The organism is Bacillus sp. MRMR6, from assembly GCF_001940785.1.
Taxonomy (GTDB): domain Bacteria; phylum Bacillota; class Bacilli; order Bacillales; family Cytobacillaceae; genus Neobacillus.
In genome coordinates this window covers 27,809-54,094 of sequence record NZ_MSLS01000034.1, presented here as the reverse complement: position 1 = coordinate 54,094, position 26,286 = coordinate 27,809, and the positions used below count along the sequence as shown (strand labels likewise).

At 37.4% G+C, this 26,286-nt stretch carries 30 protein-coding genes and 2 other annotated features; of the genes, 11 read left to right on the top strand and 19 right to left on the bottom strand.

What is annotated here, in order from left to right; all coding sequences use genetic code 11:
- A partial coding sequence (locus tag BTR25_RS22405) for an integrase core domain-containing protein (protein WP_139311312.1) occupies window positions 1–233 on the top strand: 233 nt, incomplete at its 5' end.
- Window positions 234–288: 55 nt separating this feature from the next.
- Here the strand turns inward: BTR25_RS22405 and BTR25_RS22400 are convergent.
- Window positions 289–423, bottom strand: a complete 135-nt coding sequence (locus BTR25_RS22400) for a YuzL family protein (protein ID WP_175596858.1) — start codon at window positions 421–423, stop codon at window positions 289–291.
- Between the two features lie 98 nt (window positions 424–521).
- Here BTR25_RS22400 and BTR25_RS22395 point away from each other — a divergent pair, with 98 nt between their 5' ends.
- The 7 genes from BTR25_RS22395 to yidC all read left to right on the top strand — a co-directional run bounded on the left by BTR25_RS22395 (window position 522) and on the right by yidC (window position 6,846).
- A complete protein-coding gene (locus BTR25_RS22395) occupies window positions 522–764 on the top strand; it encodes a YkuS family protein (protein ID WP_075690240.1) in 243 nt (80 codons plus the stop codon).
- A 169-nt stretch (window positions 765–933) separates the two neighbouring features.
- On the top strand, window positions 934–1,386 hold the full coding sequence (locus BTR25_RS22390) for a cupredoxin domain-containing protein (protein WP_075690239.1): 453 nt from the start codon (window positions 934–936) through the stop codon (window positions 1,384–1,386).
- Window positions 1,387–1,721: 335 nt separating this feature from the next.
- Complete coding sequence (pflB, locus tag BTR25_RS22385) at window positions 1,722–3,947, top strand: formate C-acetyltransferase (RefSeq protein WP_075690238.1); 2,226 nt, start codon at window positions 1,722–1,724, stop codon at window positions 3,945–3,947.
- 63 nt (window positions 3,948–4,010) lie between these two features.
- Window positions 4,011–4,766 (top strand): pyruvate formate-lyase-activating protein, encoded by a 756-nt coding sequence (gene pflA / locus BTR25_RS22380; RefSeq protein WP_075690237.1) that lies wholly within the window; start codon window positions 4,011–4,013, stop codon window positions 4,764–4,766.
- Between the two features lie 147 nt (window positions 4,767–4,913).
- Window positions 4,914–5,645, top strand: coding sequence for an urease accessory protein UreH domain-containing protein (locus tag BTR25_RS22375; RefSeq protein ID WP_075690236.1), 732 nt, complete (start codon window positions 4,914–4,916; stop codon window positions 5,643–5,645).
- Between the two features lie 97 nt (window positions 5,646–5,742).
- On the top strand, window positions 5,743–6,036 hold the full coding sequence (locus tag BTR25_RS22370; protein ID WP_075690235.1) for a hypothetical protein: 294 nt from the start codon (window positions 5,743–5,745) through the stop codon (window positions 6,034–6,036).
- Between the two features lie 24 nt (window positions 6,037–6,060).
- Window positions 6,061–6,846 carry a membrane protein insertase YidC gene (gene yidC / locus BTR25_RS22365; RefSeq protein WP_075690234.1) on the top strand — a complete coding sequence of 262 codons (786 nt, stop codon included), beginning with the start codon at window positions 6,061–6,063 and terminating at the stop codon, window positions 6,844–6,846.
- A gap of 57 nt (window positions 6,847–6,903) precedes the next feature.
- Here the strand turns inward: yidC and BTR25_RS22360 are convergent, their stop codons facing one another.
- Window positions 6,904–7,107 carry a DUF6501 family protein gene (locus BTR25_RS22360; protein WP_075690233.1) on the bottom strand — a complete coding sequence of 68 codons (204 nt, stop codon included), beginning with the start codon at window positions 7,105–7,107 and terminating at the stop codon, window positions 6,904–6,906.
- 226 nt (window positions 7,108–7,333) lie between these two features.
- Here BTR25_RS22360 and sda point away from each other — a divergent pair, with 226 nt between their 5' ends.
- The gene (gene sda, locus BTR25_RS22355) at window positions 7,334–7,456 is read left to right on the top strand and encodes a sporulation histidine kinase inhibitor Sda (protein ID WP_483295282.1); all 123 of its coding nucleotides are present in this window, start codon (window positions 7,334–7,336) and stop codon (window positions 7,454–7,456) included.
- Between the two features lie 45 nt (window positions 7,457–7,501).
- Here sda and mnmH read toward each other — a convergent pair whose 3' ends face one another.
- The 8 genes from mnmH to trpE all read right to left on the bottom strand — a co-directional run bounded on the left by mnmH (window position 7,502) and on the right by trpE (window position 15,292).
- Window positions 7,502–8,596: a tRNA 2-selenouridine(34) synthase MnmH gene (gene mnmH / locus BTR25_RS22350; protein ID WP_075690231.1), complete on the bottom strand. Its 1,095-nt coding sequence runs from the start codon at window positions 8,594–8,596 to the stop codon at window positions 7,502–7,504.
- 304 nt (window positions 8,597–8,900) lie between these two features.
- Entirely contained in the window at window positions 8,901–9,686 is a 786-nt protein-coding gene (gene trpA, locus BTR25_RS22345) for a tryptophan synthase subunit alpha (RefSeq protein ID WP_075690230.1), read from the bottom strand.
- Window positions 9,683–10,888: a tryptophan synthase subunit beta gene (gene trpB, locus BTR25_RS22340; protein WP_075690229.1), complete on the bottom strand. Its 1,206-nt coding sequence runs from the start codon at window positions 10,886–10,888 to the stop codon at window positions 9,683–9,685. The genes trpA and trpB overlap by 4 nt, the downstream gene beginning before the upstream one ends.
- Window positions 10,888–11,511, bottom strand: a complete 624-nt coding sequence (locus BTR25_RS22335; RefSeq protein ID WP_075690228.1) for a phosphoribosylanthranilate isomerase — start codon at window positions 11,509–11,511, stop codon at window positions 10,888–10,890. Before BTR25_RS22335 ends, trpB begins: the two co-directional genes overlap by 1 nt.
- The gene (gene trpC / locus BTR25_RS22330; RefSeq protein ID WP_075690227.1) at window positions 11,511–12,296 is read right to left on the bottom strand and encodes an indole-3-glycerol phosphate synthase TrpC; all 786 of its coding nucleotides are present in this window, start codon (window positions 12,294–12,296) and stop codon (window positions 11,511–11,513) included. Before trpC ends, BTR25_RS22335 begins: the two co-directional genes overlap by 1 nt.
- Window positions 12,296–13,324, bottom strand: a complete 1,029-nt coding sequence (trpD, locus tag BTR25_RS22325; RefSeq protein WP_075690226.1) for an anthranilate phosphoribosyltransferase — start codon at window positions 13,322–13,324, stop codon at window positions 12,296–12,298. Before trpD ends, trpC begins: the two co-directional genes overlap by 1 nt.
- Window positions 13,296–13,907 (bottom strand): anthranilate synthase component II, encoded by a 612-nt coding sequence (locus BTR25_RS22320; protein WP_075690225.1) that lies wholly within the window; start codon window positions 13,905–13,907, stop codon window positions 13,296–13,298. Before BTR25_RS22320 ends, trpD begins: the two co-directional genes overlap by 29 nt.
- A complete protein-coding gene (gene trpE / locus BTR25_RS22315) occupies window positions 13,904–15,292 on the bottom strand; it encodes an anthranilate synthase component I (protein WP_075690224.1) in 1,389 nt (462 codons plus the stop codon). Before trpE ends, BTR25_RS22320 begins: the two co-directional genes overlap by 4 nt.
- A gap of 69 nt (window positions 15,293–15,361) precedes the next feature.
- Window positions 15,362–15,606: a binding site (T-box leader), on the bottom strand.
- Window positions 15,607–15,644: 38 nt separating this feature from the next.
- Window positions 15,645–15,896: a binding site (T-box leader), on the bottom strand.
- 244 nt (window positions 15,897–16,140) lie between these two features.
- Here trpE and bcbE point away from each other — a divergent pair.
- The gene (bcbE, locus tag BTR25_RS22310; RefSeq protein ID WP_075690223.1) at window positions 16,141–17,418 is read left to right on the top strand and encodes a bacillibactin exporter BcbE; all 1,278 of its coding nucleotides are present in this window, start codon (window positions 16,141–16,143) and stop codon (window positions 17,416–17,418) included.
- Between the two features lie 48 nt (window positions 17,419–17,466).
- Here bcbE and BTR25_RS22305 read toward each other — a convergent pair whose 3' ends face one another.
- The 5 genes from BTR25_RS22305 to BTR25_RS22285 all read right to left on the bottom strand — a co-directional run bounded on the left by BTR25_RS22305 (window position 17,467) and on the right by BTR25_RS22285 (window position 22,970).
- On the bottom strand, window positions 17,467–18,264 hold the full coding sequence (locus tag BTR25_RS22305) for a DUF2935 domain-containing protein (RefSeq protein WP_075690222.1): 798 nt from the start codon (window positions 18,262–18,264) through the stop codon (window positions 17,467–17,469).
- 125 nt (window positions 18,265–18,389) lie between these two features.
- Window positions 18,390–19,292 carry a 4Fe-4S binding protein gene (locus BTR25_RS22300; RefSeq protein WP_075690221.1) on the bottom strand — a complete coding sequence of 301 codons (903 nt, stop codon included), beginning with the start codon at window positions 19,290–19,292 and terminating at the stop codon, window positions 18,390–18,392.
- A 29-nt stretch (window positions 19,293–19,321) separates the two neighbouring features.
- Complete coding sequence (locus BTR25_RS22295) at window positions 19,322–19,909, bottom strand: DMSO/selenate family reductase complex B subunit (RefSeq protein WP_368483008.1); 588 nt, start codon at window positions 19,907–19,909, stop codon at window positions 19,322–19,324.
- 3 nt (window positions 19,910–19,912) lie between these two features.
- On the bottom strand, window positions 19,913–22,306 hold the full coding sequence (locus BTR25_RS22290; RefSeq protein ID WP_075690219.1) for a DMSO/selenate family reductase complex A subunit: 2,394 nt from the start codon (window positions 22,304–22,306) through the stop codon (window positions 19,913–19,915).
- Window positions 22,299–22,970 (bottom strand): TorD/DmsD family molecular chaperone, encoded by a 672-nt coding sequence (locus BTR25_RS22285; RefSeq protein ID WP_075690218.1) that lies wholly within the window; start codon window positions 22,968–22,970, stop codon window positions 22,299–22,301. The genes BTR25_RS22290 and BTR25_RS22285 overlap by 8 nt, the downstream gene beginning before the upstream one ends.
- Before the next feature lie 247 nt (window positions 22,971–23,217).
- Between BTR25_RS22285 and BTR25_RS22280 the strand changes: the two genes are divergently transcribed.
- Complete coding sequence (locus tag BTR25_RS22280; protein WP_075690217.1) at window positions 23,218–23,511, top strand: DUF6509 family protein; 294 nt, start codon at window positions 23,218–23,220, stop codon at window positions 23,509–23,511.
- A 38-nt stretch (window positions 23,512–23,549) separates the two neighbouring features.
- Here BTR25_RS22280 and BTR25_RS22275 read toward each other — a convergent pair whose 3' ends face one another.
- The 4 genes from BTR25_RS22275 to ku all read right to left on the bottom strand — a co-directional run bounded on the left by BTR25_RS22275 (window position 23,550) and on the right by ku (window position 26,246).
- Window positions 23,550–23,753 (bottom strand): cold-shock protein, encoded by a 204-nt coding sequence (locus BTR25_RS22275; protein WP_075690216.1) that lies wholly within the window; start codon window positions 23,751–23,753, stop codon window positions 23,550–23,552.
- A gap of 104 nt (window positions 23,754–23,857) precedes the next feature.
- A complete protein-coding gene (cspD, locus tag BTR25_RS22270) occupies window positions 23,858–24,058 on the bottom strand; it encodes a cold-shock protein CspD (RefSeq protein ID WP_045524040.1) in 201 nt (66 codons plus the stop codon).
- A gap of 244 nt (window positions 24,059–24,302) precedes the next feature.
- Window positions 24,303–25,244, bottom strand: coding sequence for a nucleoside hydrolase (locus BTR25_RS22265; RefSeq protein ID WP_075690215.1), 942 nt, complete (start codon window positions 25,242–25,244; stop codon window positions 24,303–24,305).
- 132 nt (window positions 25,245–25,376) lie between these two features.
- Window positions 25,377–26,246, bottom strand: a complete 870-nt coding sequence (ku, locus tag BTR25_RS22260; protein ID WP_075690214.1) for a non-homologous end joining protein Ku — start codon at window positions 26,244–26,246, stop codon at window positions 25,377–25,379.
- Window positions 26,247–26,286: the final 40 nt, after the last annotated feature.

Here is a 26,286-nt window from a genome sequence, read left to right as displayed (position 1 = left end):
ATCATTTGGTTAGTAGTATGTCCAGGCGTGGAAACTGTTGGGATAATGCGGTGATAGAATCATTTCACTCTAATTTAAAGACAGAGGAATTTCAGTATTCTAAGTTTAATTCAATGACAAATTTTAACGTAGTATCGAAAATTGACGACTATATGTACCACTATAACGAGAATAGAATACAAGAAAAATTAGGCTACCTCACTCCAAAAGAATTTGGAATGATGGCAGCCTAAAATGGTGTTTTATATGTGTCTCATTTAGCTAGGTAAGTTCAAATGCCCGCTTTTTTTATCCCCTTTTTTGTTTACGACGGGTAGACGATTCAGCTCGTGCCCCAGTTTCAGTTGTAGTGGTACCTTGTCCTTCTACCTGGGGTGAATTAAGACCAATTGTACTTGGGTCTTTTTTAACTTTTGCCATTATTAACACCTCCACTAATAGTTTTTGGATGTTTAACAGGACTTATTCAGTATAATAACTTTGAATTTAGACATGATAATCTATTGAGGAGGTGAAGTGTAATGGCTAAAGTTGGAGTAGAACAATCCCTTACAAATATTCAAGAAGCACTGCGCGAAAAGGGCTATGATGTTGTAGCATTACAACAGGAATCCGATGCGCAAAACTGTGACTGCTGTGTCATTACTGGCTTGGACTCTAATGTAATGGGCATGTCAGATACCTTTACTAAAGGTTCCGTTATTGAGGCAAATGGTTTGAGCGCTGATGAGGTTTGCCAACAGGTAGAAAGTAGACTTAAATAATTTCAAGAAATACTTAAGTGGAATAGTACGAATCCTATTACAAGGATTAAGATATCGTCAAAACTGCCCCCCAAAAGGCAGTTTTTTTATTTCACAGTGAAAAAAAGAGACAAGTTTCCCCTCCCTTCCTGCATAAGTATAAGTAGGACAAATAACAAGGGGGAAGAAAATGAAGTTCTTAGTATTTAAGAAAGATACTTTGGTTTTCATTTTAGCAGTTGCCATAATGCTAATAGCCATTTCTTCGTGGTTCCTGTTAAAAGCAGGTGATACGGCTGTATTTAACCAACAAACTACTGAAAAGCCTCGTGAGATACACATGGTTACAGTAGAATACAAGTCTACCATGAAAGATGGCACAAAAATGGAAGTGTACCGCTGGGACCCGGGTACTATTAAAGTGGAGGCTGGCGAAAAGGTAAATCTATTTATTAGTGGCATTAATGGTGAGGAGCATCCTTTTTATATTGAAGGGACAGATATAAAGGGGACAGTAAAAAAAGGTGAGGAAACGGTGGTAGCACTTCAGCTTGAAAAAGAAGGTACCTACCGCCTAATTTGTGAAATACACGGAGATCGTAAACATAACGGTCCAATGATTGCTTATATTGAGGTTGATTAAGCAGGAGATATTGCCTCCTGCTTTTTCAATGCATTCTTACAAACTGTTTCAATGGTTTTCACTTTAACTATGTTGCTATTAGTGGATTTCTCTTGTATAACAGTTTGTATTTTTTCTTCAATAATTATAGTACAGATTACTCCCCTCGCTAAATTCGTTCATAAAACGTTCAAAAACCACCTGTAAAAAACCCCAAAAACCTTGAATTCACAATATGTTAACAATTATGCGCTATTTCACGTGACATTTATCACTTTAAACCTGTTATACTCGATGTAAGATAAAAACATAAAGCTGTTATATAAATTTCGATAAAACTTACGAGGTGAAAAACCATGGAAAAATGGCAAGGATTTGTAAAAGGAACATGGAATAAAGAAGTTAATGTCAGAGACTTTATACTAAAGAACTTTGCACCTTATGAAGGAGACGATCGTTTCCTTGCAGGTCCCACAAATGCTACAAACAAATTATGGGACCAAGTAATGGAATTAACGACGCAGGAACGAGAAAATGGCGGTGTCCTAGATATGGACACCGAGACAGTTTCTACCATTACCTCACATGGACCTGGATATCTCAATGAAGAGCTTGAAAAGGTCGTTGGTGTTCAAACTGATAAACCGTTTAACCGCTCCATGCAGCCTTACGGTGGAATCAGAATGGCAAAAGCAGCATGTGAAGCCTATGGATACGAATTAAGCCCTGAAATCGAAAGAATCTTTACTGAATTCCGTAAGACCCACAATCAAGGTGTTTTTGATGCCTATACAGATGAGATGGTGCTTGCGCGTAAAGCTGCCATCATCACCGGTCTTCCTGATGCCTACGGGCGTGGCCGTATTATAGGTGATTATCGCCGAGTTGCATTATATGGTGTTGATTTCTTAATTAAGCAAAAACAATTGGACCAAAAGAATATGAGTAAGGTAATGACAGAGGACACAATGCGTCTTCGTGAGGAGATAGCTGAACAAATCCGCGCCTTAAAAGAATTGAAAGAAATGGCAAAAAGCTATGGGTACGATCTTTCTGAGCCGGCAACGAATGCTTCTGACGCTTTTCAATGGGTATACTTTGCCTATCTGGCAGCAATTAAAGAGCAAAACGGAGCAGCAATGAGCCTAGGCCGTGTATCTACTTTCTTAGATATTTATGTAGAAAGAGATTTACAAAATGGAACATTAGCAGAAGTAGAAGCCCAAGAATTGGTTGATCATTTTGTTATGAAGCTGCGTCTAGTTAAATTTGCTAGAACACCAGATTATAACGAACTATTCAGCGGCGACCCTACATGGGTAACAGAGTCCATTGGCGGCATGAGCACGGACGGCCGTTCATTGGTTACAAAGAATTCATTCCGATTCTTGCATACACTTGACAACCTAGGACCTGCACCTGAACCAAACTTAACAGTTTTATGGTCATCACAACTACCTGAAAACTTTAAAAAATACTGTGCCAAAATGTCGATTAAAACTAGCTCTATCCAATACGAAAACGATGACATTATGCGACCTGAATATGGAGATGACTATGGTATAGCTTGCTGTGTTTCTGCAATGGAAATCGGCAAACAAATGCAATTCTTCGGTGCACGCGCAAACCTTGCAAAAGCTCTTCTTTACGCAATTAACGGTGGTGTGGATGAAAAACTTAAAATTCAAGTTGGTCCGCAGTACCAGCCAATCACTTCTGAAGTGTTGGACTATAAAGAAGTGATGGCGAAATTTGATCAAATGATGGAATGGTTAGCCGACCTCTACATCAATACTTTAAATGTAATTCACTATATGCACGATAAGTATAGCTATGAAAGAATTGAAATGGCATTACATGATACTGAAATTCTTCGTACGATGGCAACAGGAATTGCCGGACTAAGTGTTGTTGCTGACTCACTAAGCGCCATTAAATTTGGTGAAGTGAAGGTAATTCGTGATGAGAATGGCATTGCGATTGATTTTGAAACTACTGGTGAATATCCTAAGTACGGAAATAATGACGACCGCGTTGACAGCATTGCTGTTGAAATTGTTAAAGCTTTCATGAAAAAATTGCGCAAGCACCAAACATACCGTAACTCACTGCATACTATGTCTATCTTGACGATTACATCAAACGTAGTTTACGGTAAGAAAACTGGTAACACACCTGATGGCCGTCGTGCCGGCGAACCATTCGCACCTGGAGCAAACCCAATGCATGGACGAGATACAAAAGGTACACTTGCTTCTCTCTCTTCTGTTGCTAAACTGCCCTATAGCTACGCAATGGATGGAATTTCAAATACATTCTCAATCGTTCCTAAAGCTTTGGGAAAAGAAGAAGAAAGCCAAGTGCGTAATCTTGTATCCATTTTAGACGGATATGCAATTAAATCAGGACATCACTTAAATGTTAACGTCTTTAATAAAGAAACTTTAATGGATGCAATGGAACATCCAGAATTATACCCACAATTAACCATCCGTGTTTCTGGTTATGCGGTTAACTTCATCAAATTAACAAAAGAACAACAACTAGACGTAATTAACCGTACTTTCCACGAATCACTATAAAATTAGATTAAGAGGCTCCTTTTCAAGGGGCTTCTGCTTTAAAAATAAAGGGGGATCATCATCATGAACGGAAATATTCATTCTATTGAAACATTAGGAACAGTAGACGGACCAGGTATACGTTATGTTGTATTTACACAAGGCTGCCTATTACGTTGCCAGTTTTGCCATAACGCTGATACTTGGGAAATAGGAAGTGGCAAACAAATGGCGGTTTCCGATATCATGGATGATCTTATGTCGTACCTCCCCTTCATTCAATCTTCTGGAGGAGGTATTACTGTAAGTGGTGGTGAACCCCTGTTACAAATACCATTTCTTATAGAATTGTTTAAGGAATGTAAGAAGAAAGGAATTCATACCACCATTGACTCATCTGGCGGTTGCTTCTCACACTCTAAGCTATTCCTAGAACAACTTGAAGTATTATTACAATACACAGATTTAGTTCTACTCGATTTAAAGCACATTAATCGAAAAAAACATATTCAGTTAACAGGAATGGCCAATGAGCATATTCTTGAATTTGCAAAATTCCTATCTGTTCAAAAAGTACCAGTTTGGGTAAGGCATGTCCTCGTTCCTACTGTAACAGATGATCTTGAAGATTTAACAAAACTAGGCGAATTTATTGGTACGTTAGAAAATGTTCAAAAGATTGAAATTCTTCCTTATCATAAACTCGGTGTTTATAAATGGGAAGCACTTGGACTGGAATATCCATTAAATCATGTTGAACCTCCATCAGTGGAAAAAGTAGATATAGCCTACCAACTGATTACTGCACACTGGAATATGCCTTCTATTGTAACTAACTAATAAAGAATGCTGCCCAGAATGGCAGCATTCTTTATTAGTAGGTTTTTCCAACTAATTTGTGAACATCAATTCTTCTTCATCTTTTTTTGATAAATTAATATTATCATAATGTTAAAATCCCTATTACTGTCTGAAAAGGTGAAAACTATGTATGAACTACTAAGTTCTATTAGCAGAGCTTTGAGCAGCCCAATAATGATCTTATTAAACCAAATTGAGCATATCCCTATCCTTGCTGCTTTCTTTCTCGGAATAATCGGGGCATTAGCTCCCTGTCAGCTTACCAGCAATATTAGCGCTATTACCTTTTATGGAAACAAAAGCCTGCAATCAAAGAAACAGTGGGCAGATGCCCTATTTTTTATTTTAGGAAAGATTGTGGTGTTTTCTAGCCTAGGAATCCTCTTTTGGTTAATTGGGCAGGAGTTTCAACATGCAATCACCAGCTTCTTCGCTGCATTTCGTAAGGTAATTGGACCATTGATTATCTTCCTAGGGTTGTTTTTATTGGGCATGTTCAAATTAGCATTTCTTGGGCGCTATACATCTCTTATACGTAATACAAATAAAAGCGGGATTTGGGGTTCTTTTTTAATGGGGGTAAGCTTTTCCATTGCATTTTGCCCTACGATGTTCGTCCTATTTTTTCTAACACTTATGCCAATTGTGTTAAGCTCTAGCTACGGTGCTCTCCTTCCTTCCGTTTTCGCGATTGGTTCCTCACTGCCATTAATTATTTTTATGTTTGTTATCTTTTACCTTGGAGTTGACGGGGCATTAATGAAAAAAAGCCGCAAAATTGGGGCAGGAGTTCAAAAATTTACGGGACTTATTCTTATCATAATCGGATTATTTGACACGATTACCTTTTGGTCATAAACTGATTTAACTAAGTTTGTTTTGTACTTATCGAATGAACAATAATTGATTCTCTGTATTTTCTGCATTACAATACAGATAAGTGAGGTGACTATTTTTGTATGAAGTACTAATGGATATAACAGATATACATGCCTTAACAGCTCTTTACTGCAGCCTTTTCTTTGGTGTGACTTTAAAATTACTATGGGCGTGGAATGTAGAATTTTCCTTTATTGGCTCTATATCTGAACCTGCCAATACAAAAATATTTCAACCCTTATCTTTCAAAAACGAAGGTAATTATTTAAATGGTAATATTATCCTTCTAAGAATAGTTAGATATATCCGTACGAAAAAATATAATCAAGATGATAATGAAGACCSTATTTCCTCCCTGTTACTATACTAAATTCTATAAAAACTAGGAGGAAATATGAAAAACAAAGGATCTTATAAAATCTTGATTCTTTTAACACTAGCGGCAACTTTACTTTCAGGATGCTCGACACAGAATGGCAGCAGTGATGGATTTTTCCATACGTATTTTATTGAACCATTCATTGTTTCGATTCACTTTTTTGGTGAATTCTTCAATGGGAACTATGGATTATCTATTATATTTGTAACACTAATAATAAGGCTGATCTTATTACCATTAATGTTAAAGCAATATAAAAATCAAATGGATATGAAAGAAAAAATGGACGTCTTAAAGCCTGAGCTAGAGGAAATTCAAAATAAGTTGAAAACGGAAACGGTTACTAAAAAGAAGCAGGAGCTGCAACAGGAAATGATGGGTTTATATAAAAAACACGGAGTGAATCCCTTAAACATGGGATGTTTGCCGATTCTAATTCAAATGCCCATCCTAACCGGTTTTTACTATGCCATCCGTGGTTCTGAAGAAATCGCAACACATCAATTCTTATGGTTTAACCTGGGTCATCCTGACATAGTTATTACGATTATTGCAGGGCTGGTATACTATATTCAATTTAAGGTTTCCCAAACTAGCATGCCTTTGCAACAGCAGCAGCAAATGAAATTTATGGGCTTGTTATCCCCTCTCATGATTGTTATGTTTTCCATGAGTGCTCCAGCTGCATTGCCCCTTTACTGGTCAGTTGGTGGTGCCTTCTTAATTTTGCAAACACTGATTAGCAGAAGACTTTATCGTAGAAATACAGAAGTTATTAAGATGGAAGCAAAACCACAGTAACCCACCAAAAAAGAAGCATCAATTGATGCTTCTTTTTTGGTTTAAGAGATAAATGATCTATAGATCCTGGAAATATTCCTTGTAAAAACCACCGATCTTGCCCGAATTATCAATAATGTAATAAAATTCGTCTGTTATGTTTTTAACTTCGTAAATTTTTCCAGCTGTTAAGGCTTGATTCACGATATACTTCTTTGCGTCTGTATGAACACATTTTACTTTTTTTATTGTTTCCCGCTCACGCCATGTTAAGTGATTCATTAATTGCCACATTCCTTTCATTACTAATCCAACATCTAGTATAGCTAATCACAAACTATAAGTACAACAGAAAACGGAAATCAAATGAGAATCTTATCCTTTATTGCTCTAATTAAATATTGAAAAAATTACTTTTTTTAGTTCTAAATCAGAAAAAAAACATTACAATATTAAAAACAGAATATTCAACATTTTCATTTCAAGGAGGTTACCTAATTTGAAAATTATGAGTAATGAACTATTGGTTGTTTCGTATCGGGATGCCGTAAAATCTGGAAAAGAGAAAGAATGGATTCGAATTCTGAAAGATGAAATTAAACGACGTGGATTAAAGCCCTTTAAAAAGTAATTTCCCCTTGCTGATAAAAAAACCGCCGATTTTTTTCGGCGGTTTTTATGATAGGCTGTGTTTAGTTGTATGGTTTACATTGCTGTCCGGCTTCAATAGAAGCCTGTTTAATTCATTTATTACTATTTCTACGGCATCTTCTGAGTTAGTTGCGTGAATATTAATAAATTCGCCTGCGTAGTCCTGTAGTTTATGGTCATATCGCGGATCGTAATAATTTTCAAGCAAGATCTGTATCATATCTTGATAATTCTTATTCTCCAACGTAGTCAAAAGCTGTCTTTTCATCTCACCGTCTTTTATTCGTAGTAAAATTTTATCTATACCAACAGAGATTTTCTCAAAAAACCAAGAATCTTTACTATATGGTAATACATATTCATTTACTAAATGATTAATCCGATGCTCAAACGGCGTGTGTATATACATATGAATACCATGTAATTTCTTATCCATTAATTCTTCAGGTTGCACGACCTTACCAATCCGCTTGCTTTCAGCTTCCATAATAAAATAAGCAGAACCTTCAATTTTTTTAAGTGCATGATGCAGCAGTGCATCAAATGATTTTTGATTATTTCCTTCTCCAAGACCAATCGTTCCAAAGATAGAACCCCTGTGACCAGCCATTTCTTCTAGGTCTAGTATAGGGTAACCTAAATTATCTAATTTCTTCAATATGTCAGTCTTACCGACACCTGTTAAACCGTGTAATACAATTGCTTTATCAGGAAACATGGCTGGTATCTCTTTAAGAATAAACTGTCGATATGCCTTGTATCCACCAACCAAACGGATAGCATGGATTCCGGCAAACTCTAAAAAGGTAACCACCGCTTTACTACGCATCCCTCCACGCCAACAATGAATAATGAGTTCTTCTCCATCTGACATAGTATTTTTTATACTCCTTAGGAGAACAGGAAGTTTAGATGAGACTCGCTCCATTGCCCGCCATTTTGCAGCAGCCTGGCCTTCTCTTTTATAGATTGTTCCGATTTCTTGTCTCTCTTCATTCGTAAACAATGGGATATTTATTGCCCCTGGAATAGATCCATCGTCAAATTCTATCGGAGAACGAATATCTATGATGATTGATTTCTCTAGTTTTTGTAAATCCTCAACGGTAATTTCCCTCATATATAATTTAGCTCCTCAGTTTTCTGCTAAAACAAACAAAACTTCCAAGAATGGAAGTTTGATTTACCTAATACGAACGAAAGGGTGTCCCCTTCCATCAATTCATTAAGAGTATAGTCATATTATATAAGAGATAAACAATACTAGCAAGGTAACATCTATTCCATTTTAAAAGGACAAAATTATTTACTCCTTTGACCTCATCCAAATTATAGTAAATTCCTGCTTTCTTTGGCTGTAACAAATGACACTTATGTTTATCCTAGATTAAAAAAAGTCTACTTTAGAAAGTAGACTCACTCATTTAAATGATATTTTTTTCTGCTTTAAATACTGACATCAAATTTTCTAGTCCTTCTAAATCCTTTTTTTCAAATAAGTCAACAATTTTACTGCCAACAATTACTCCATCACAATAGTTCGTCAGTTCCTGTATTTGACTTTGATTTGAAATTCCAAAACCAGCTAATACTGGTATTTTACTTACAGACTTTACACTTGATAAGAATTGGCTTACCTCTTGATCGAAATCAGTTCTAGTTCCAGTGATCCCCTTAACAGTTACGGTATATAAAAATCCGTTCCCTTTATTTGCAATCGTTTTAATTCTCTCAAGCGGAGTAGTTAAAGTGACTAACCGAATCAATTCAATATCTGCTGCTTCTAGTAACGGGGCAATCATCTCTTCTTCTTCAATCGGCAAGTCTGGAATTATACAACCCGCTACTCCGGCCTTGTTTATATCCTTAACAAAGTCAGCAATTCCATAAGAATAGATTGGATTTAAATAAGTCATTAATACAATGGGTACCGTAACTAATTCTTTGGCTTTTTCGATTTCACTAATAATCCCTCTTAGTGTAGTACCATTTTCTAACGCTCTAATTCCTGCTCGTTGAATGGTTGGTCCATCTGCCACTGGGTCTGAGAAAGGGACTCCTACTTCAATTGCGGTTGCACCAAAATTTTCAAGTGTTACTAAACGATCAACCAGGCATTCTAGGCCTCCATCCCCTGCCATGATATAAGGAACGAATGCTTTTCTATTATTCTCTTTTAGTTCTTTGAAGGTTTTCTCTAAACGATTCACGATAATCTCTCCCTATTTAAACGTGCTTTTACCGCATCTACATCTTTATCGCCTCGTCCCGATAAACAAACAACGATATGTTCATTTTTTTCCATCTTTCCTGCCAACTTAACGGCAAATGCCACTGCATGGGCACTTTCAAGTGCTGGGATAATCCCTTCTAGCTTTGATAAAAGTTGAAAAGCATCAAGCGCTTCTTGATCTGTGATTGATTCATAATTTGCACGTCCGCTATCTTTTAAGAAACTATGTTCTGGTCCTACACCAGGATAATCTAACCCTGCAGATATGGAATGTGCCTCTAACACCTGGCCAGCATCATTTTGTAATAGATACATTAAAGAACCATGAAGAACGCCCGGTTTTCCTTTCGTTAATGAAGCTGCATGATAGTCTGTATCAACCCCTTGACCTGCTGCTTCAACACCGAATAACTTGACTTCCTCCTCTTCAATAAATGCATAAAACATCCCTGCTGCATTACTGCCCCCGCCGATACAAGCGACAACTGCTTCCGGCAGTTTTCCTTCGGCTTGAAAAAATTGTTCCTTTGCTTCCTTTCCAATCACACTTTGAAAATCTCTAACCATCATCGGGAAAGGATGTGGCCCCATTACCGAGCCTAATAGATAATGGGTATCGTCCACATTCTCGACCCAGTATCTTAATGCCTCATTCACCGCATCCTTTAACGTAGCACTGCCGGAAGTAACACTAACAACCTTTGCTCCTAATAATTCCATTCGAAAAACATTTAAAGATTGCCGCTTGATATCTTCCTCACCCATAAAGATGACACAATCTAGATTAAGTAAAGCGCACACCGTTGCTGTCGCAACGCCGTGTTGTCCTGCTCCTGTCTCAGCAACTATTTTTCTTTTCCCCATCCTTACAGCTAACAACGCCTGACCGATTGCATTATTAATTTTATGTGCCCCTGTATGGTTCAAATCTTCTCTTTTTAAGTAAATCTTCGCTCCACCGGCATACCTGGATAAATTATCTGCTAGATATAGAGGCGTTTCTCTGCCAACATATTGTTTTAATAATAGATTTATTTCCGACTGAAAATCTGGATCTTCTTTAGCATCCTCATAGGCTTCCTGTAATTCTAGTACTGCTTTCATAAGAGTTTCAGGTACAAATCTTCCACCGAAGATTCCAAAATGACCTTTCTCATTTGGTAATGTATATGACTTCATCAATTTATTCCTCCAGTTCGGCTCGCTTTAGCCTTATTTAAAAAAGTTTCGATTTTCTTTAGGTCCTTTACCCCATCGGTCTCTACACCGCTGCTAACATCCACCATATAGGGTTTTACAAGCCTTACTGCCGACTCTATATTCTCTACATTTAGCCCACCCGCAAGGATTATCTTTTTACCTTGAAAATTTCTAGACTGAACCGTGGTCCAATTAAAAGCCATTCCATTTCCACCACGGTATTTTCCTTTCGGTCCATCTAGCAGTATATAGTCACAGGGGAATGTTTCGATTGCTAACTGATGATCATCCTCTTCTATACTCATCGCTTTTATTACGGGCAATTTAATAGATCCACAAAATTCAGGTGACTCATCTCCATGAAGCTGGATATGTGTTAAACCTACTCTTTCAGCAATTTCTTCAATTTTTTCTTTCGTTTCATTAACAAATACTCCAACCTTTAAAACATTTTTGGGAAGTTGTGCAACAATAGCTTGAGCGATTTCAGGCTCTACATATCTTTTGCTTTCTGCAAAAACAAAGCCAAGTGCATCCGCACCAAAGGCGACTGCAGCGCTGGCAGTACCCTCATCTGTAATGCCGCAGATTTTCACTTTCATCAGTTCATTCTCCCAGTGACCGGAATTCTGAAATCAAGAAATGATTGCTTTATATTAGTGCTTTTCATTAAAGCCTCACCAACCAATATCCCATCCGCTCCTGCTTCCTTCACCCGCTCAACATCTTCTTGCTGATGGATGCCGCTTTCACTAATTAAATATGCACCCGCTGCCTTTACTACTGGAGCTAACCTTTCTGTTACCTCTAGCGATACATGAAAGGTCTTTAAATCACGATTATTGATGCCGATTAACTTGGCCCCTGTCTTTAATGCAATCTCAAGTTCATCTTCATTGTGTACCTCAATTAGCACTTCTAAATTAAGGTCTTTTGCATATCGAAACAGCTCAAGTAATTTCTCTTCTGTTAATGCTGCGACAATTAATAGGATAATATCTGCTCCATTTTCAGATGCTTGATCTATTTGCAAAGAATCGATGATAAAGTCCTTACAAAGAATCGGCAAGTCAACAGCACTCCTAGCTGCCCTTAAATCATGGAAGGATCCCTTAAAAAAGGTTGAATCTGTTAATACTGAAATGGCGGAAGCTCCGTATTTTTCATATAACTTTACTTGTTCAGCTGGTTCAACACCGTTATTGATGATTCCTTTTGAAGGAGAAGCACGTTTATATTCAGCAATAATACTTATTTCCTCAGCACCGGCTAATTTGTTGATTAAAGACCTTTTCTTTGTTGAGTTCTGTTTGATACTTTCACTTTTTCTGAGGGCTTCAACTTCTATTTTCTTTTGTTTAATAATCTTATCTAATATCGTTTCCACTATATTGCCGCCTCCCGTTGACCTAGGCTCGATTTCTTAATTAAGTTATTTAGTTTTTCAAAAGCAGCACCAGAATCAATGATTTCTCTCGCAAGCTGGATTCCCTCTTGAATGGTTTGAACTTTTCCACTTGTGAAAATCCCGATTCCTGCATTTAACAAGATGGTGTCTCGGTAGGCTCCTTTTTCACCTTTTAATACTTTTATAAGTATTTCTGCATTGTCTTTGGAATCCCCGCCTTTAATACAACTATTATCGTATTGTGACAGCCCCATCTCCTCAGGAAAAAACGAAAGGGTCGAAATGTTTCCATTCTCCAATAATGAAAGATAATTTTCACCCTGCAGGGAGGCTTCATCCATATAACCAGCCCCATTTATAACTACTGCCCGTTTCCGCCCAATCTTGTGCAGAACTTCTGCAAATACGTTTAATAAATCCCTGCGGTAAACACCTAATAGCTGATAGTCTAAATCGATTGGATTGGTTAAAGGACCAATAAAGTTAAAAATGGTTGGGATTTTGAGTTGTTTTCGAACGGACATGACTTTTTTAAGTTTTGGATGCACATGGGGTGCGAATAAAAAGGCAATTCCGATTTCTTCAAGGATCTCTTCCGTTCTTTCAACAGATAAATTTAAGTTGATTCCCAAATATTCCAAAACATCAGCACTTCCAGTTTTACTTGAAATACTTCTATTTCCATGTTTCGCTACAGGGATGCCTGCTGCTGCAATTACAAAAGCAGAGGTTGTACTGATATTAAAACTAGAGGAACCATCCCCTCCTGTACCACAATTGTCCAGAACATTCGGAAACTTCTTCTTAAAGTTCAGTGTATTATTTTTTAATGCCCTAACTATACCAGTTATTTCTTCGACTGTTTCACCTTTTGACTTTAGACCCATTAGAAATGCTGCGATTTCACTTTCAGAGGCTTCTTCACCCAGTATTAAATCTACCGCCTCCGTCATTTCGTGTTCGGATAAGGACTTTTGCTCAGCTAACTGGAGTAAATATTTCTTCATATTTCCTCTTCCTTTCTATCTCAACTAAAAAGTTACTTAAAATTTGTTTTCCTGCAGGTGTACCGATCGATTCTGGATGAAATTGTAAGCCGAATATCGGATATTCCCGGTGGCTTATTGCCATTACTTCCCCGTCATCCAAAGATTTTGCAATGCATTCTATTTCCTCTGGCAGGCTGGAAGATTCCACGATTAAGGAATGATAGCGCATCACTTCTAAATCCTCCGTGAAGGTATTAAACATTCCTGTCCCACTATGTCTAATCAGCGATGTTTTCCCATGCTTAATATGGTTTGCTCTTTTTACCACGCCGCCGAAAGCCGCTCCAATTGCCTGGTGACCTAGACATATTCCCAAAATTGGCACTTCTTTATAGAGAGATTGAATAAGTTCAATACAAATCCCCGCACCCTCAGGCTTTCCTGGTCCTGGTGAAAGAATAATTGCATCGGGATTTAATTGTTTGACTTGGTCAACTGTTAATTGATTATTTCTATAAACAACGATTTCCTCTCCAAGTTCCCCTAAGTATTGATAAAGGTTATACGTAAAGCTATCAAAATTATCAATGAGTAAAATCATTTCTCACCCTCCAAAAATGATCTTAATTTATTTACTGTTTCTTCATACTCGGACTCTGGATTAGAATCATGAACAATACCTGCTCCAGCCTGTATATACGCTGTTCCTTCTTTCAGAATCATGGTCCTGATTGCCAATGCAAAATCAATGTTTCCATTGGCAGATAAATATCCAATTGCTCCGGAATAAAGACCGCGTTTTGACTTTTCTAGTTGATTAATAATTTCCATTGCTCTTATTTTTGGAGCCCCAGACACAGTACCAGCAGGAAGACAAGCAGCTAGAGCGTCAAGTGGTGTTTGTGCCTTCGTAAGTTGACCGCTTACCTCTGATACAAGGTGGATCACATGCCGGAATTTTTCAACCTGCATATATTTCTCTACCTTTACAGAGCCAAAATCACAAACTCTTCCCAAATCATTTCTTCCAAGATCGACAAGCATTTTATGCTCGGCAAGTTCCTTTTCATCATGAAGTAACTCCTCGGCAATGATTTCGTCTTCTTCAGAAGTCTTACCTCTTCTTTTCGTGCCGGCAATTGGATTCGCTATAATCTGTGAACCTCGTGTCTTAATCAAACTTTCAGGCGATGAACCAATAACCGTATAAGATTCAAATTCGATATAGAACATATAAGGAGTTGGATTGTTTGCCCTATGCCTCCTGTAAAGCGACAATGGCGTACCTTGAAACTCTGACTTCATCCTTCTTGACAGTACTACCTGAAAGATATCACCATCCAAAATATGTTCCTTAGCCGTTTCAACATTTTTTAAAAATGTTTCCTTCGATGTGTCTGATTGGAAACCAGTAAATTGGAACAATGCTTCTTCTTCATAAAAATTAGGCTGTTTCAGTTCTTCAATCCTGTTTTGAATTCTAGCCTTGATCCCTTCAACGTCACTTTTTTCTGTCAGGGGTACTCCGAATAATGATATTTCCTCTTTAAGATGGTCGAACACAATAAATTCTTCATAAAACATTAAATGAACATCAGGCATTTCTAGTCCATTTGGGTATTCATCTCCAATGCTTTCATAATGGCGGATAATATCATAGCCAACATACCCCACTGCACCCCCTGTAAAGGGAATTGGAAGGTCTGTAATGGCTTCAGTAGGCATTAAGGTCTTAATCACTTCTAATGGATTACCCTTAATTACTTGTTTTTCTCCATTTTTATTAATAATTTCATTTGTATCACCCTTTGAAATCAACTCAAATGCTGGATCTGCGCCTATAAAAGAGTAGCGGCCTGAGTCATTGTATTTGTGAGAACTCTCTAGTAAAAACTTTTTCTCGCCGCTTATTTTTTGCAATATCGAAATGGGAGTGAACGTATCCCCTTTTAACTTTTCTACATAAAATCCATTTTTTAATTTCATAAAATGACTCCTTCCAAAGTTTAAAGAAACAAAAAAATCGTCCTCTATGTACATAATTAGGGTATGTACATAGAGGACGATTTCTAGACCGTGGTGCCACCTCCATTTGAAGCAGAATACCTGCTTCCTCTTTCGGATACAGGGGATAAACCCGATATCCTATCCTTTTAACGGCGGAACCCCGTGCATCCCTACTAACTTTTCAGGAGGCCTCTCGCAAGTCCATTCGACAAATTCATTCTTATCGGGCTCTCATCTTCCCCGACTCTCTGTAAAGAATTAATAAGCTTACTACTCTTGCTCACTGATTTTACCTATTTATTTGTTGAAAATACAAAAAGGCCCCCCCTTCCAAAAGGACGGGAGACCCGTGGTGCCACCTTCATTAGCTATAAATTAGCTCACTTAACCAATATCAAAGCAAACCACTGCTTTAATATTTGTCTCATGTAACGATGAGATCTTCGCCAAGGCCTACTTTCCCTATTGAGAGTTCGGTTTGGAGCTCAAAAGTCCATTCACTTAAACGTCTACACTGATTCGCACCAACCATCAGCTCTCTTAAGAATCCGTCAAAGTTACTACTCTTTATCATTGCTCTTGATTTATTGATTTTTATATTAAACCTTTTAAAAATAAAAGTCAATCATAAGTTATTAAAATTTTCTAATTAATCTAAAGTTCGTACAACTTGACTAATTGATCATTTCTTAATGTTACCTCTCCGATGATTTTTATAAACCGTGTTTTGAATTCTTTATTCCATTAAAAGGATTTAAGTTACTTAATTAATTTCCGATAAACATGCCAATATTAACAGTAGCACATTATGAAGGGGATAAAAGTTGATGGAACATGTGGAACGATTATGCCCGGAATCTGAGACATCTAAGAAAAAGTCATCAGGCGGGAAAAATAAGTCAAGTGAGATTTCAAAACAAAAGTGGGCAATTCTCTCACTGTCCTCCATACCACTGGTTATGACACTGGGTAATTCAATGTTAATACCTGTATTACCTTCCATGCAAAAGAAATTAGACATCTCATCTTTCCAAACAAGCATGATCATTACAGTTTACTCCATAGTTGCAATATTTTTAATACCTGTTGCAGGTTATTTATCAGACCATATCGGCAGAAAAAAAGTGATTATACCAAGTCTTATCATTGCTGGAATTGGCGGATTGATATCCGGATGGGCGGCTTGGAAATTGGATAATGCCTACTGGGTAATATTAGTTGGGAGAGCCTTACAAGGGGTGGGTGCGGCAGGTGCTGCGCCAATTGTTTTGCCTTTAGTAGGTGATATGTTTAAAAATGACGATGATGTAAGCAGCTGCCTAGGGTTAATTGAAACCTCCAATACATTTGGTAAGGTGTTAAGTCCTATTCTAGGAGCTTTTTTAGCAGGTTTTATCTGGTTTCTACCATTTTTCTCCTTCCCAGTCTTTTGTGGGATATCCGTTTTTATGGTATTATTTCTTGTTAAATCACCAAAGAAAAGCAAACCTATCCCTTTTAAGCAATTCTTTATTAATGTAAAGAAGACTTTTACAGAAAAGGGTAAATGGCTGTATGCCATTTTCTTTATTGGTGGGATCTTAATGCTTGTTCTATTTGGAATATTATTTTACCTGTCAGAAATCTTCGAAACGGAATATGGAATTAAGGATGTTAAGAAAGGGGTATTTTTAGCAATCCCTCTTGGTTCCCTTTGCCTAACTTCCTTTATTACAGGAAAAGTAATAAAGGAAAACAAGGTACTTATGAAGTGGATTACATTTGGTGGAATCGTAGCATCAGCTTTAGCAATTATTTCCTTATGGATTTCCATAAAGTTATGGTTTTTATTGCTAATGTTTTCCATTGCCGGGATTGGTATTGGAGCAGGTCTTCCTTGTTTAGATGCCTTATTGACAGAAGGAATAGAAAAAGAGGAGCGAGGGACAATCAGCTCGATTTACAGCTCAATGAGATTTATTGGAGTTGCAGCTGGGCCGCCAATCATTGCCTTGCTAATGAAGCATTCAAACAACTGGATCTTTGTTATCCTAAGCACTCTAAGTGTTTTAGCTGCAATTGTAACTTTAATTTCAATAAAGCCTGGTGCACAAAGTGAAAAGTAAAGAAGCGCTGAGATTCAGCGCTTTTTTTCCATCGTTATTGTTACTTTATTAATCCTTTAGACGGGGCTTCGCAGGATCACAATTCGGGCTATCAAGGTTTGTTGATTCAGCTAACTTTGTTAGATAATAGCATTCTTCCCGAAACATATGATCTGCCATCAAGGGCGAAAATGTCCCTAACGACTGGGCTGTGATTTCAAGTTCTTCTAACTCTTGTAGGAAATTCTGAAATAGCTTCATTTCTAATGAAATGTCTGTATTAAATCTTTCTAGCGCTGGAAAAGAAGTTAAATTCGTTCGTAAATATCCTGCCATTTCAACTGCCTTTATATAAAATTGCTCAAATTCCTTTGTATATAAATCACTTTTCTTTTTTAATTTTTTCTCAATATGATCAAGACTATCAGATATTGCACCTGCATGCCCGGCTGCATCTAAAAGCCAAATAAGATGATGGTGCAGCTCATGATAAATAGGAGGGGTCTTTCTAGTTTTCAGATGGGAAATGATTCGTAAATATTCATCTAATTCATTAACCATATGATTAATAAATGTTGGGGAAAGGTGTAGTTTTATCTTACCTTGTAAATGTCGTTGTATTAGGCTTAGCTTAAACTCCCGGAGTTTTAATCCTTCTTCCTCAGCCATCGCTGTTATCTGTAAAATGTTTTCTGTTTCCGCTTTTTGGAGAAGAGTATCAAAAACTGTAATAAACGTTAAGGCTGTTTGTATATCCGCTTTTTGCACCGGTGCTAAAGCCTCATAGATAAATCGTGAGTGGTCACCTAGGATTTGCAGCCAAAACCGATGTTCAAACCTAGCTTTACTCTCAAAAACATCATTCATTCAAGGTCCCCCTTAGTTTTTTTCCCTTGGCACTTATAATTTATATTCGGATGGTAGAAACCTAATGAAAAAAAGTTGGCAAATTGTTCTTTGCCAACTTTAAAAAGCTTGAACCACTTATTTAATTAATAAGGTCTTAACCAATCGGAGTCCCTATCTACACATATATGACAAGTTTCTGTTTTTGAATGAAAGGTGTAAAACTTTTGACCGCAATCTTTACATTGTTTTGTTAGATAAGGTTCGGCCCTTTCGCACTTACTCTTTATATCAGATATAACCTGGATGGCGTCTTGACTGCAAACATCCGTACAAGCTGTGCAATTTACACATTTATCATTCTGTATTTGAAGTAACCCATCCTCATACACAAATACCTTTTCCGTACAAACTGAAAAACACGCTCGGCACAATGTACACTTATTCTGATCGATATCGACTGAAAAAAATTGATACTCCGGATAGTATTTTGATAATTTCCAGCCATCCGTTTCAATTTTCCATGCGGCGGGTGCCATGTTCTTAGCTAATTGTCTCCCTTCTTTTTGAAAGGATTGAAAGAATGCTCTGCGAGATAGTTTATCTTTCGGGATTTTTCTCACCACTGCTATAGGATACTGATTCAGACTAGACAAAATAGTATTTGCTTCATTAAGTGCATTGGTCCATTCTTGATTTAAGGCTAGTTGATCAAATTGAATTGACTGCAGCCCCCGCTTTGCATAGATCAATAATTCCTTCGTTGTTGGTGTATAGGTGTCATCAAATACAAGGCTTGTTCTTTCAAATTTCCGATTAACCGCCAAGCCCTCAATGGCCGACAATGGGCACACAATCATGCAGTCACCACACATTGAACATAAATCAGCATCAATGGTTGGCAGATGATCGATTATCGTTATGGCCTGTTTACTACACTGATCCTTGCAATGGGTGCATGTAGACTTGCGATTTCTTCCCCTTGAACAGGTTGATGAAATTTTCATTTGCTCATGCAGGCTTTCAAGCCAATTTACAATAAGTGACATTCTACCACCAACTCAATCATTATAGTCAACTATAGTATTGCGTCTTTATGTGGAGTAATGACAATATTTGGATTTGTAACAGTTGGACTTGGCATTCCTTTTATTTGTCTAATTTCCCCATATTTCTTCTTTAGTTCTTCAATCGGTCCAAACTCAATCGCTCCCATTGGGCATGTAGCTACACAAACTGGATCTTCGCCAGTTTCTTGAAGGTCAATGCAGAAATTACATTTATTCGCTTTAAATTTGTTTTCGTCATACTGAGGTGCTCCGTAAGGGCATGCCTTAACACATAATTGTGCACCTGCACAAATGTCTTGATCAATCGTGACGACTCCATCCTCCTTTCGCTTAACGATTGCTCCAGTAGGACAATTCAATACACATGCTGGGGAAACACAATGATTGCATGAGATGGAAAGGTGAAAGGCTTTTACATTTTGAACAATGCCTCCAGTCGATTTTTGCATATATGTTCCTTCTTCAAAACTATAAACCCTTCGAAAGTTAATACCTACATTTGTATTATTCTTATCTTTACAGGAGACAGTGCAAGCCTTACATCCCTGACAAAGACTTTGGTTAATATAAAATCCAATCTGAGCCAAAATTCTCACTCCCTACGCTTTTTTCACTTCGACAAGATTTGTTAGCTGTGGATTTGACTTCGCAAGTGGCGTCGGTCTTTGAGAGGTTAAAACATTAACCGCCCCCCTTTGGTCCGTTCCATTATTGTCAGGAGTATACCAACCGCCTTGTGGGATGCCTACTACTCCAGGAGTGATCTTTTGCGTTACTTTTACATCGATACCCAGGGTACCCCGGTCATTGAAAACACTAACTCGATCCCCATTCTTCAATCCTCGTTTATCAGCATCGCTTGGATTCATCCAAATTTCTTGCTTTTCAACTTCCTCCAATAACGGCATATTGTCATAGGTTGAGTGACATCTCCGCTTAGAATGCCAACTAATTAGCTGCAGTGGATATTTTTCCTTTAATGGATCCTCTGGTCCTTCCCAGGAAGAAATATATTTAGCAAGCGCCGGTATTTCTTCATGCTGATTCATATCCCATAGTGTCTTTGAGAATAGTTCAATCTTGCCAGATGGGGTTTTAAAAGCATTGTTTTCAAAATCATCAATTTGCTGCTTGAACCCAACAAGTGGTTCGTCGAATTTAAAATGGTGGACACCCTTCTCGCGAAACTCTTCAAATGTTGGAAAATTAGGATCTAGCTCCTCTTTTGTCCTTCTTACACTTTCTTTTACTAGATCAAGAATCGTTCTGCCCTCCGTGAATTGTTCCTTAACACCTAATTTATCGGCTACATCGGTAAATACATCGTACTCATTACGGCATTCATATAGGGGCTCAATTGTTTTGTCTCCAAATACAACATAATCTCCAAAACACCATGGAACGCCAATATCATAGCGTTCAAAGAAGGTCGTTCCCGGGAGTAAAATATCGGCATATTTTGCACTAGGTGTCATAAAAAGATCACTGACGCAGATAAATTCTACTTTACTCTCATCCTCTAAAAGGGCTGTTGTTTTATTAATATCTGAATGTTGATTTACAAGCATATTTCCAGCAATATTAAAGATCAGTTTAATATTTGTTGTTAATTTTTCTGTTCCTTGTAAGCCATCAGCAGCTGTCATTTCAGTACCTGCTTCAACAGCCTTGGTCCAAAGAAAACACGGAATGGATGATTTGACAGGATTTTGAAACGTAAAAGGATAAACGATATTTGACCTGCTCCAATAACCTGTGCCTCCAGCCCATCCGCCTAATTTCCCTACATTACCCGTTAGACATGCTAACTGTGCACCGCCACGCATGAATTGCTCACCATACGCCTGCCTTTGTGCAGACCATCCTTGAATAAGTGCTCCCGGTTTGATTGTTGCATAATGCCGAGCAATCTCACGAATCTTTTCAGCAGGGACGCCACAAATTTTTTCTGCCCATTCTGGTGTTTTTTCTATCCCGTCTTTTTCACCTAGCAGGTAACTCTTTAAAGATTCTACCTTTGCTACACCTTCTGGAATATGCTCACCATCAAACCCAATACAGTAGGTATCAAGGAAGTTTTGGTCATGAAGATTTTCTGTGATGATTACGTATCCCATAGCGTCCATCATTGCATTATCGGTTGTTGGTAAAATTGGAATCCATTCATCTGCAAAAGCTATAACCGTATCTGTGTGTCTTGGATCAATAACGATAATTTTTGCACCATTCTTCTTAGCCTGTTTAAGATATTCTCGGTATGGAGTAGAAAAAATCATTTCCGATGGATTTTGCCCCCATAGGATAATATATTTAGAATGTAAAAGTGAATCAAAACTACTTCCAGAGTTATTAGTACCGTACGTATAGGGGGTTGCCACATTTCCGGCACCTGAACTATAATCATTTCTGTAATTTAAGTACCCACCAGTTAGCGCTAATAATTTCCTCGCACTGTTTCTGCCGCTATGCAGTCCCCAGCTTTGTCCAGATGCATAATTGACATATCTAGACTCGGGGCCATATTGATCTCCAATCCGTTTAACCTCTGAAGCAATGGTTTCAATCGCCTCTTCCCAAGAAATCCTTTCAAACTTGCCTTCACCACGTTTGCCTACTCGTTTCATTGGATACTTTAGTCTGTCTGGATGATAGAGTAGATTCCGATAGTTTCTTCCGCGAACACATGCCATTAAAGACGGAGCAGACAAATCTTCACTTCCCTGTGTATCTGTTCCTACACGAACGACGACGCCGTCTTTTACATATGCCTTTATTACACAGCGCCCACCGCAGTTGTTGATGCTGCAAGTAGAAATAACCTTATCAAATTCACTTGCATTCGCTACCATCTCTTCACCTTGTCGATCTACTAATAATTTCGTTCCAATTCCACCTGCAATGACTGGAACACCAATAGCTCCTGACCACTTTAAGAAGGTCCGTCTTTTCACTGTATTGTTAAATACTGACATTAATGGACTTTTCTCAGACATTGATTAATGCCTCCTTTACCTCAATAAGCGATTGTAAATCAAACAGAATAAATTCTTCTAGAAGCAGGGCTGAACCTAGATACAGCTGACTATTTGTATGTTCAATCAATCTCATGCAGAAAAGCGGTATCCATTTTGTTAGGTGATTCTTAAGGAAGTAAATTTGGCTTTCTATCAGAATGCTAATGCCACCAACCTCTTTTTCCTGCAATAATTGATCACATAAATTTGTCATAAATTCTAACTCTATTAAAAGATGATCGTCTGGCTCATTATTTTCTTTTACAAATTGAAGGCCAAACTGATGATATTGCTTACGAACTTTGTATGTGCATGTTTCAAATAATAACTGCTCTCTGCTTCGATAAAATGACTCCCAAGGAGGCGCTGCTAAAGGACCTGGGCCAACAAAGAGAAACCGATATTCTTCTCTCTCCTTTGAAATCTGCTCTACTGACAAACGCTCAAAAAAACGATGAAGAATTCTCCCTCCTTCATTCATCTCTGCTAGTAGAACTTGAATTTCTTCGTTACGTTTTAATCCAATTAAGGGATCACCTAATAGCTGTTCAGAAAAAAGCAATTGGAGGAGTTGATAAAGATTCTTTCTTGATCGAAAAAGTGGTTGTAATTGAGTATGTATAGGTGTCTGACTAGTTAACACTATAAAACCCTCCTTATTTTGTGAATGTTTTCACATATTTTTCGAGCAGTATTCACCTACATTCCTAATCAATCTGGTATAATTCAATTTTACTGTATAGATATTAAATTTATATYAAATCTACCATCGTTCACATTATTTTCAAAAACAATGCGCTAATTTGTTAACAAATTCTAGATGACTATTGTGAATATTATTAGTTACTGTCGAAAATTGTATATAATAAACAGGACAATATAAGTAAAGGATGATTTTATTGAATATCACGGGACATAATGTAAAGAAACTCGAAGATCCATTTAATTTACTTAGCGGAGACCGTTATGAGTTTTTTCTTGAACTTGAGATAGAGGAAGAAGATGAGCTCTATTCCGAGAAAGGTGTTGGAGTGAGATTAATATTTGTAATAGATGAAAATGGACCAAAAGTTTCTCACTACCACCTTTATGAGAGGGAAACAGAAAAGATATTAGACTTTGAACTTGAGGAAGATGAATTACTAACGGTTTTCAACTATTGTAAAGAAAACCTTACTGAATAAAAAAACAGGGAGATTTTATTCTCCCTGTTAAACCTTATTTACATAAAATTCTTACTGTGATTATGAATCACTTGTAGTTCCTTTGTTGTGAGGCTCATTTCACTTTTGCATATCGGACAGCGGGGTACTTCAGTGCTTTTAAAGTTGTCACGAATCCAACATTTACAATTGTCTGAATTACATTCCCAAACTTTAGTTTCTTCTAATTTTACTTCTTCGTCATTCCTTCTGCCAAACGCCAAAACGCTTCACCCCTTGAACTTTTTTAGCATTCATGTGAATAAGAAACTCTTTAACAGATAAAAAGGTGATGCCTTTTTAATGCACCACCTTTTTTAATAGAAAATTAAACAGCTTTTACGTTAGAAGCTTGTGGTCCACGAGCGCCTTCTACGATTTCGAAAGAAACTGATTGACCTTCTTCTAAAGTTTTGAATCCTTCTGATTGAATAGCTGAGAAGTGTACGAATACATCTTGACCGCCTTCAGCTTCAATAAATCCAAATCCTTTTTCTGCATTAAACCATTTTACTTTACCGTTGTTCATGAATAGAAACCTCCAAAGATTTGTTCACTTTAAGTTTTGGAACATTTAAAACTAAAAAAGCCATAATCGCACTTGGGTAATAGACATCACCCACATTTTCGTGCAGTTAAGACTACTTAATCCAAACAAGTATTTAAACGAACTTAAAAGCGTAATTTAATAATAACCTTTTTTTCACTAAAAGTCAATTATTATCCTTTTAAAATAGTAAAATAAAGGAATCTTAAACTATCTGTGAGCCTTCTTAGACAAAGACCTTTATAAAGTAGGAATTAAATTTTTCAATATCTATTTCCATTCCTATATTATCCATTGAACTTATCGGTTCTTGATCTGGCTTTGGCCGGAAATCTGCAATACTTTTTCCCTTTGCCTTACCAAATTCTTCAACTCTAACTCTTCGTGAAATGTATTTTATTAGATCTGGATTGTCTATCGCCATCAAAGGAACGACATCATGAAGGGGTGCTCCTTTTATGCCAGGTACATTTTTTTGATAAGCTTGGAAATAGTATTCAAAGGCAGGTTTTAAAAGTGGAGTAAAAGGTGTTCCACTTGTTTTCTCCAAGTAATCGATGATTTCGGGATTTATAAGTGCTTTATTCGTTACATTTAAAGGAAATAAATAAATATTATGACCTTTTTCCATTACAGTATTAGCAGCAATCGGATCCACAAAAAAGTTTGCCTCTGCTTCAGCTGAAATATTTCCTGGTACTAAAAAAGCACCACCCATAATATAAATGGCCGTTACGCCTTTTAATGCGTTATCTCCATATAAAATAAACATTAAAGCCAACTCAGTCAATCTTCCTACAGATACAATCACCAAATCTCCTCTATACTGATTAATGATTTCTAGAATTTTGTTAAAGTCATACACCTTTACATTCGCCAAAGTATCAGGGGGTTTAATCGGTCCCAACCCTTCTTCTCCATGAATTTCTGGGTAATACGTAACCAATTCACCTGACAATGGACCAGCTGCACCAGCAATAATAGGAATTTCCATCCTACCACTTAAGCTCAATAAATAAGCTGTATTTCGAATAGACTGCTCTTTCGGTGTATTCCCGTACCCACTTACAACCCCTACAACATTTAACCTAGGGTTTAATAATGCATACATGATGGCAAATGAATCATCTATACCTGGGTCTGCAAACAATAGGACATTTACCGACATTGCCTCTCCCCCGCCCGTGTCAAGATTATGATTTTACCATTTTATGCTTGATGCTAGCCTGAAAGCACTATAATCGTGTAGAGTATCCAAAAAAACCGATTCAAACTATTGAATCGGTTTTAACACATCACATCAGGCTTCTTTTTTCACCTTTGCCGCTGCTGCTTTTTTTCTTGGTGCTACAGCTGTTTTCTTTTTCGGAACTGCTGCAGCAGACGTCTTACCTGGTTTTGTTCGGTCAATTGAGGCTTGTAAGGCTGCCATTAAATCAGTTACATTGGATGCCGCAGGTTCTTTCGTCGCTGGGCTTACAGTTTCTTTACCTGAGCGCTTCGATTCAATTAGTTCTAGAAGTGCTGTTCGATATTCATCAGTATATTTTTCAGGTTCAAATTTCGATGTTAATTGGTCGATTAAAAGAATAGCTGTATCTAATTCTTTTCCCGTTACCTTATCCTCTGCTGGTACATTAGGAACATCTCCAGCACGCCTGACTTCGTCTGGATAATGAATCGTTTCCATCACCAACGTGTTTTCATAAACACGGATAATCGCAAGCTGCTCTTTGGATCGGATAATAATTTTAGCCAATCCGACCTTTTGTGATTCCTGTAATGCTTTCCGTAACAATGAGTAGGCCTTCCCTCCACTTTCATTCGGCGACATATAATAGCTGCGATCGAAATAGATTGGATCAATTTCTTCAATCTTAACAAAGTCAATAATTTCAACCGCTTTTTCTTCGTTTTCCTTATGGAGTTTTTCAAGCTCTTCATGATCGAGAACGACAAATTTCCCTTTTGTGTATTCATAAGCCTTTACAATATCCTCCGGTTTTACTTCTTCTTCACACACAGAACAAATCTTCTCATATTTTATTGGTGCGTGACATTTATTGTGTAAGGTCCGCAGCTTAATATCCTTGTCTTCTGTAGCAGTATGAAGCTTGATCGGTATGTTAACAAGTCCGAAACTTATGCTACCTTTCCACATCGTATGCATATTGTATCTCCCACCTTTTTTTATTATTTTGTGCTGGGAA

Bases quoted from the DNA above. Each gene is read 5' to 3' on its own strand.
- BTR25_RS22395 (WP_075690240.1), top strand. From the start codon at position 522: ATGGCTAAAGTTGGAGTAGAACAATCCCTTACAAATATTCAAGAAGCA.
- BTR25_RS22390 (WP_075690239.1), top strand. From the start codon at position 934: ATGAAGTTCTTAGTATTTAAGAAAGATACTTTGGTTTTCATTTTAGCA.
- pflB (WP_075690238.1), top strand. From the start codon at position 1,722: ATGGAAAAATGGCAAGGATTTGTAAAAGGAACATGGAATAAAGAAGTT.
- pflA (WP_075690237.1), top strand. From the start codon at position 4,011: ATGAACGGAAATATTCATTCTATTGAAACATTAGGAACAGTAGACGGA.
- BTR25_RS22375 (WP_075690236.1), top strand. From the start codon at position 4,914: ATGTATGAACTACTAAGTTCTATTAGCAGAGCTTTGAGCAGCCCAATA.
- yidC (WP_075690234.1), top strand. From the start codon at position 6,061: ATGAAAAACAAAGGATCTTATAAAATCTTGATTCTTTTAACACTAGCG.
- BTR25_RS22360 (WP_075690233.1), bottom strand. From the start codon at position 7,107: ATGAATCACTTAACATGGCGTGAGCGGGAAACAATAAAAAAAGTAAAA.
- sda (WP_483295282.1), top strand. From the start codon at position 7,334: ATGAGTAATGAACTATTGGTTGTTTCGTATCGGGATGCCGTAAAATCT.
- mnmH (WP_075690231.1), bottom strand. From the start codon at position 8,596: ATGAGGGAAATTACCGTTGAGGATTTACAAAAACTAGAGAAATCAATC.
- trpB (WP_075690229.1), bottom strand. From the start codon at position 10,888: ATGAAGTCATATACATTACCAAATGAGAAAGGTCATTTTGGAATCTTC.
- BTR25_RS22335 (WP_075690228.1), bottom strand. From the start codon at position 11,511: ATGAAAGTGAAAATCTGCGGCATTACAGATGAGGGTACTGCCAGCGCT.
- trpD (WP_075690226.1), bottom strand. From the start codon at position 13,324: ATGAAGAAATATTTACTCCAGTTAGCTGAGCAAAAGTCCTTATCCGAA.
- BTR25_RS22320 (WP_075690225.1), bottom strand. From the start codon at position 13,907: ATGATTTTACTCATTGATAATTTTGATAGCTTTACGTATAACCTTTAT.
- trpE (WP_075690224.1), bottom strand. From the start codon at position 15,292: ATGAAATTAAAAAATGGATTTTATGTAGAAAAGTTAAAAGGGGATACG.
- bcbE (WP_075690223.1), top strand. From the start codon at position 16,141: ATGGAACATGTGGAACGATTATGCCCGGAATCTGAGACATCTAAGAAA.
- BTR25_RS22305 (WP_075690222.1), bottom strand. From the start codon at position 18,264: ATGAATGATGTTTTTGAGAGTAAAGCTAGGTTTGAACATCGGTTTTGG.
- BTR25_RS22300 (WP_075690221.1), bottom strand. From the start codon at position 19,292: ATGTCACTTATTGTAAATTGGCTTGAAAGCCTGCATGAGCAAATGAAA.
- BTR25_RS22290 (WP_075690219.1), bottom strand. From the start codon at position 22,306: ATGTCTGAGAAAAGTCCATTAATGTCAGTATTTAACAATACAGTGAAA.
- BTR25_RS22280 (WP_075690217.1), top strand. From the start codon at position 23,218: ATGATTTTATTGAATATCACGGGACATAATGTAAAGAAACTCGAAGAT.
- cspD (WP_045524040.1), bottom strand. From the start codon at position 24,058: ATGAACAACGGTAAAGTAAAATGGTTTAATGCAGAAAAAGGATTTGGA.
- BTR25_RS22265 (WP_075690215.1), bottom strand. From the start codon at position 25,244: ATGTCGGTAAATGTCCTATTGTTTGCAGACCCAGGTATAGATGATTCA.
- ku (WP_075690214.1), bottom strand. From the start codon at position 26,246: ATGCATACGATGTGGAAAGGTAGCATAAGTTTCGGACTTGTTAACATA.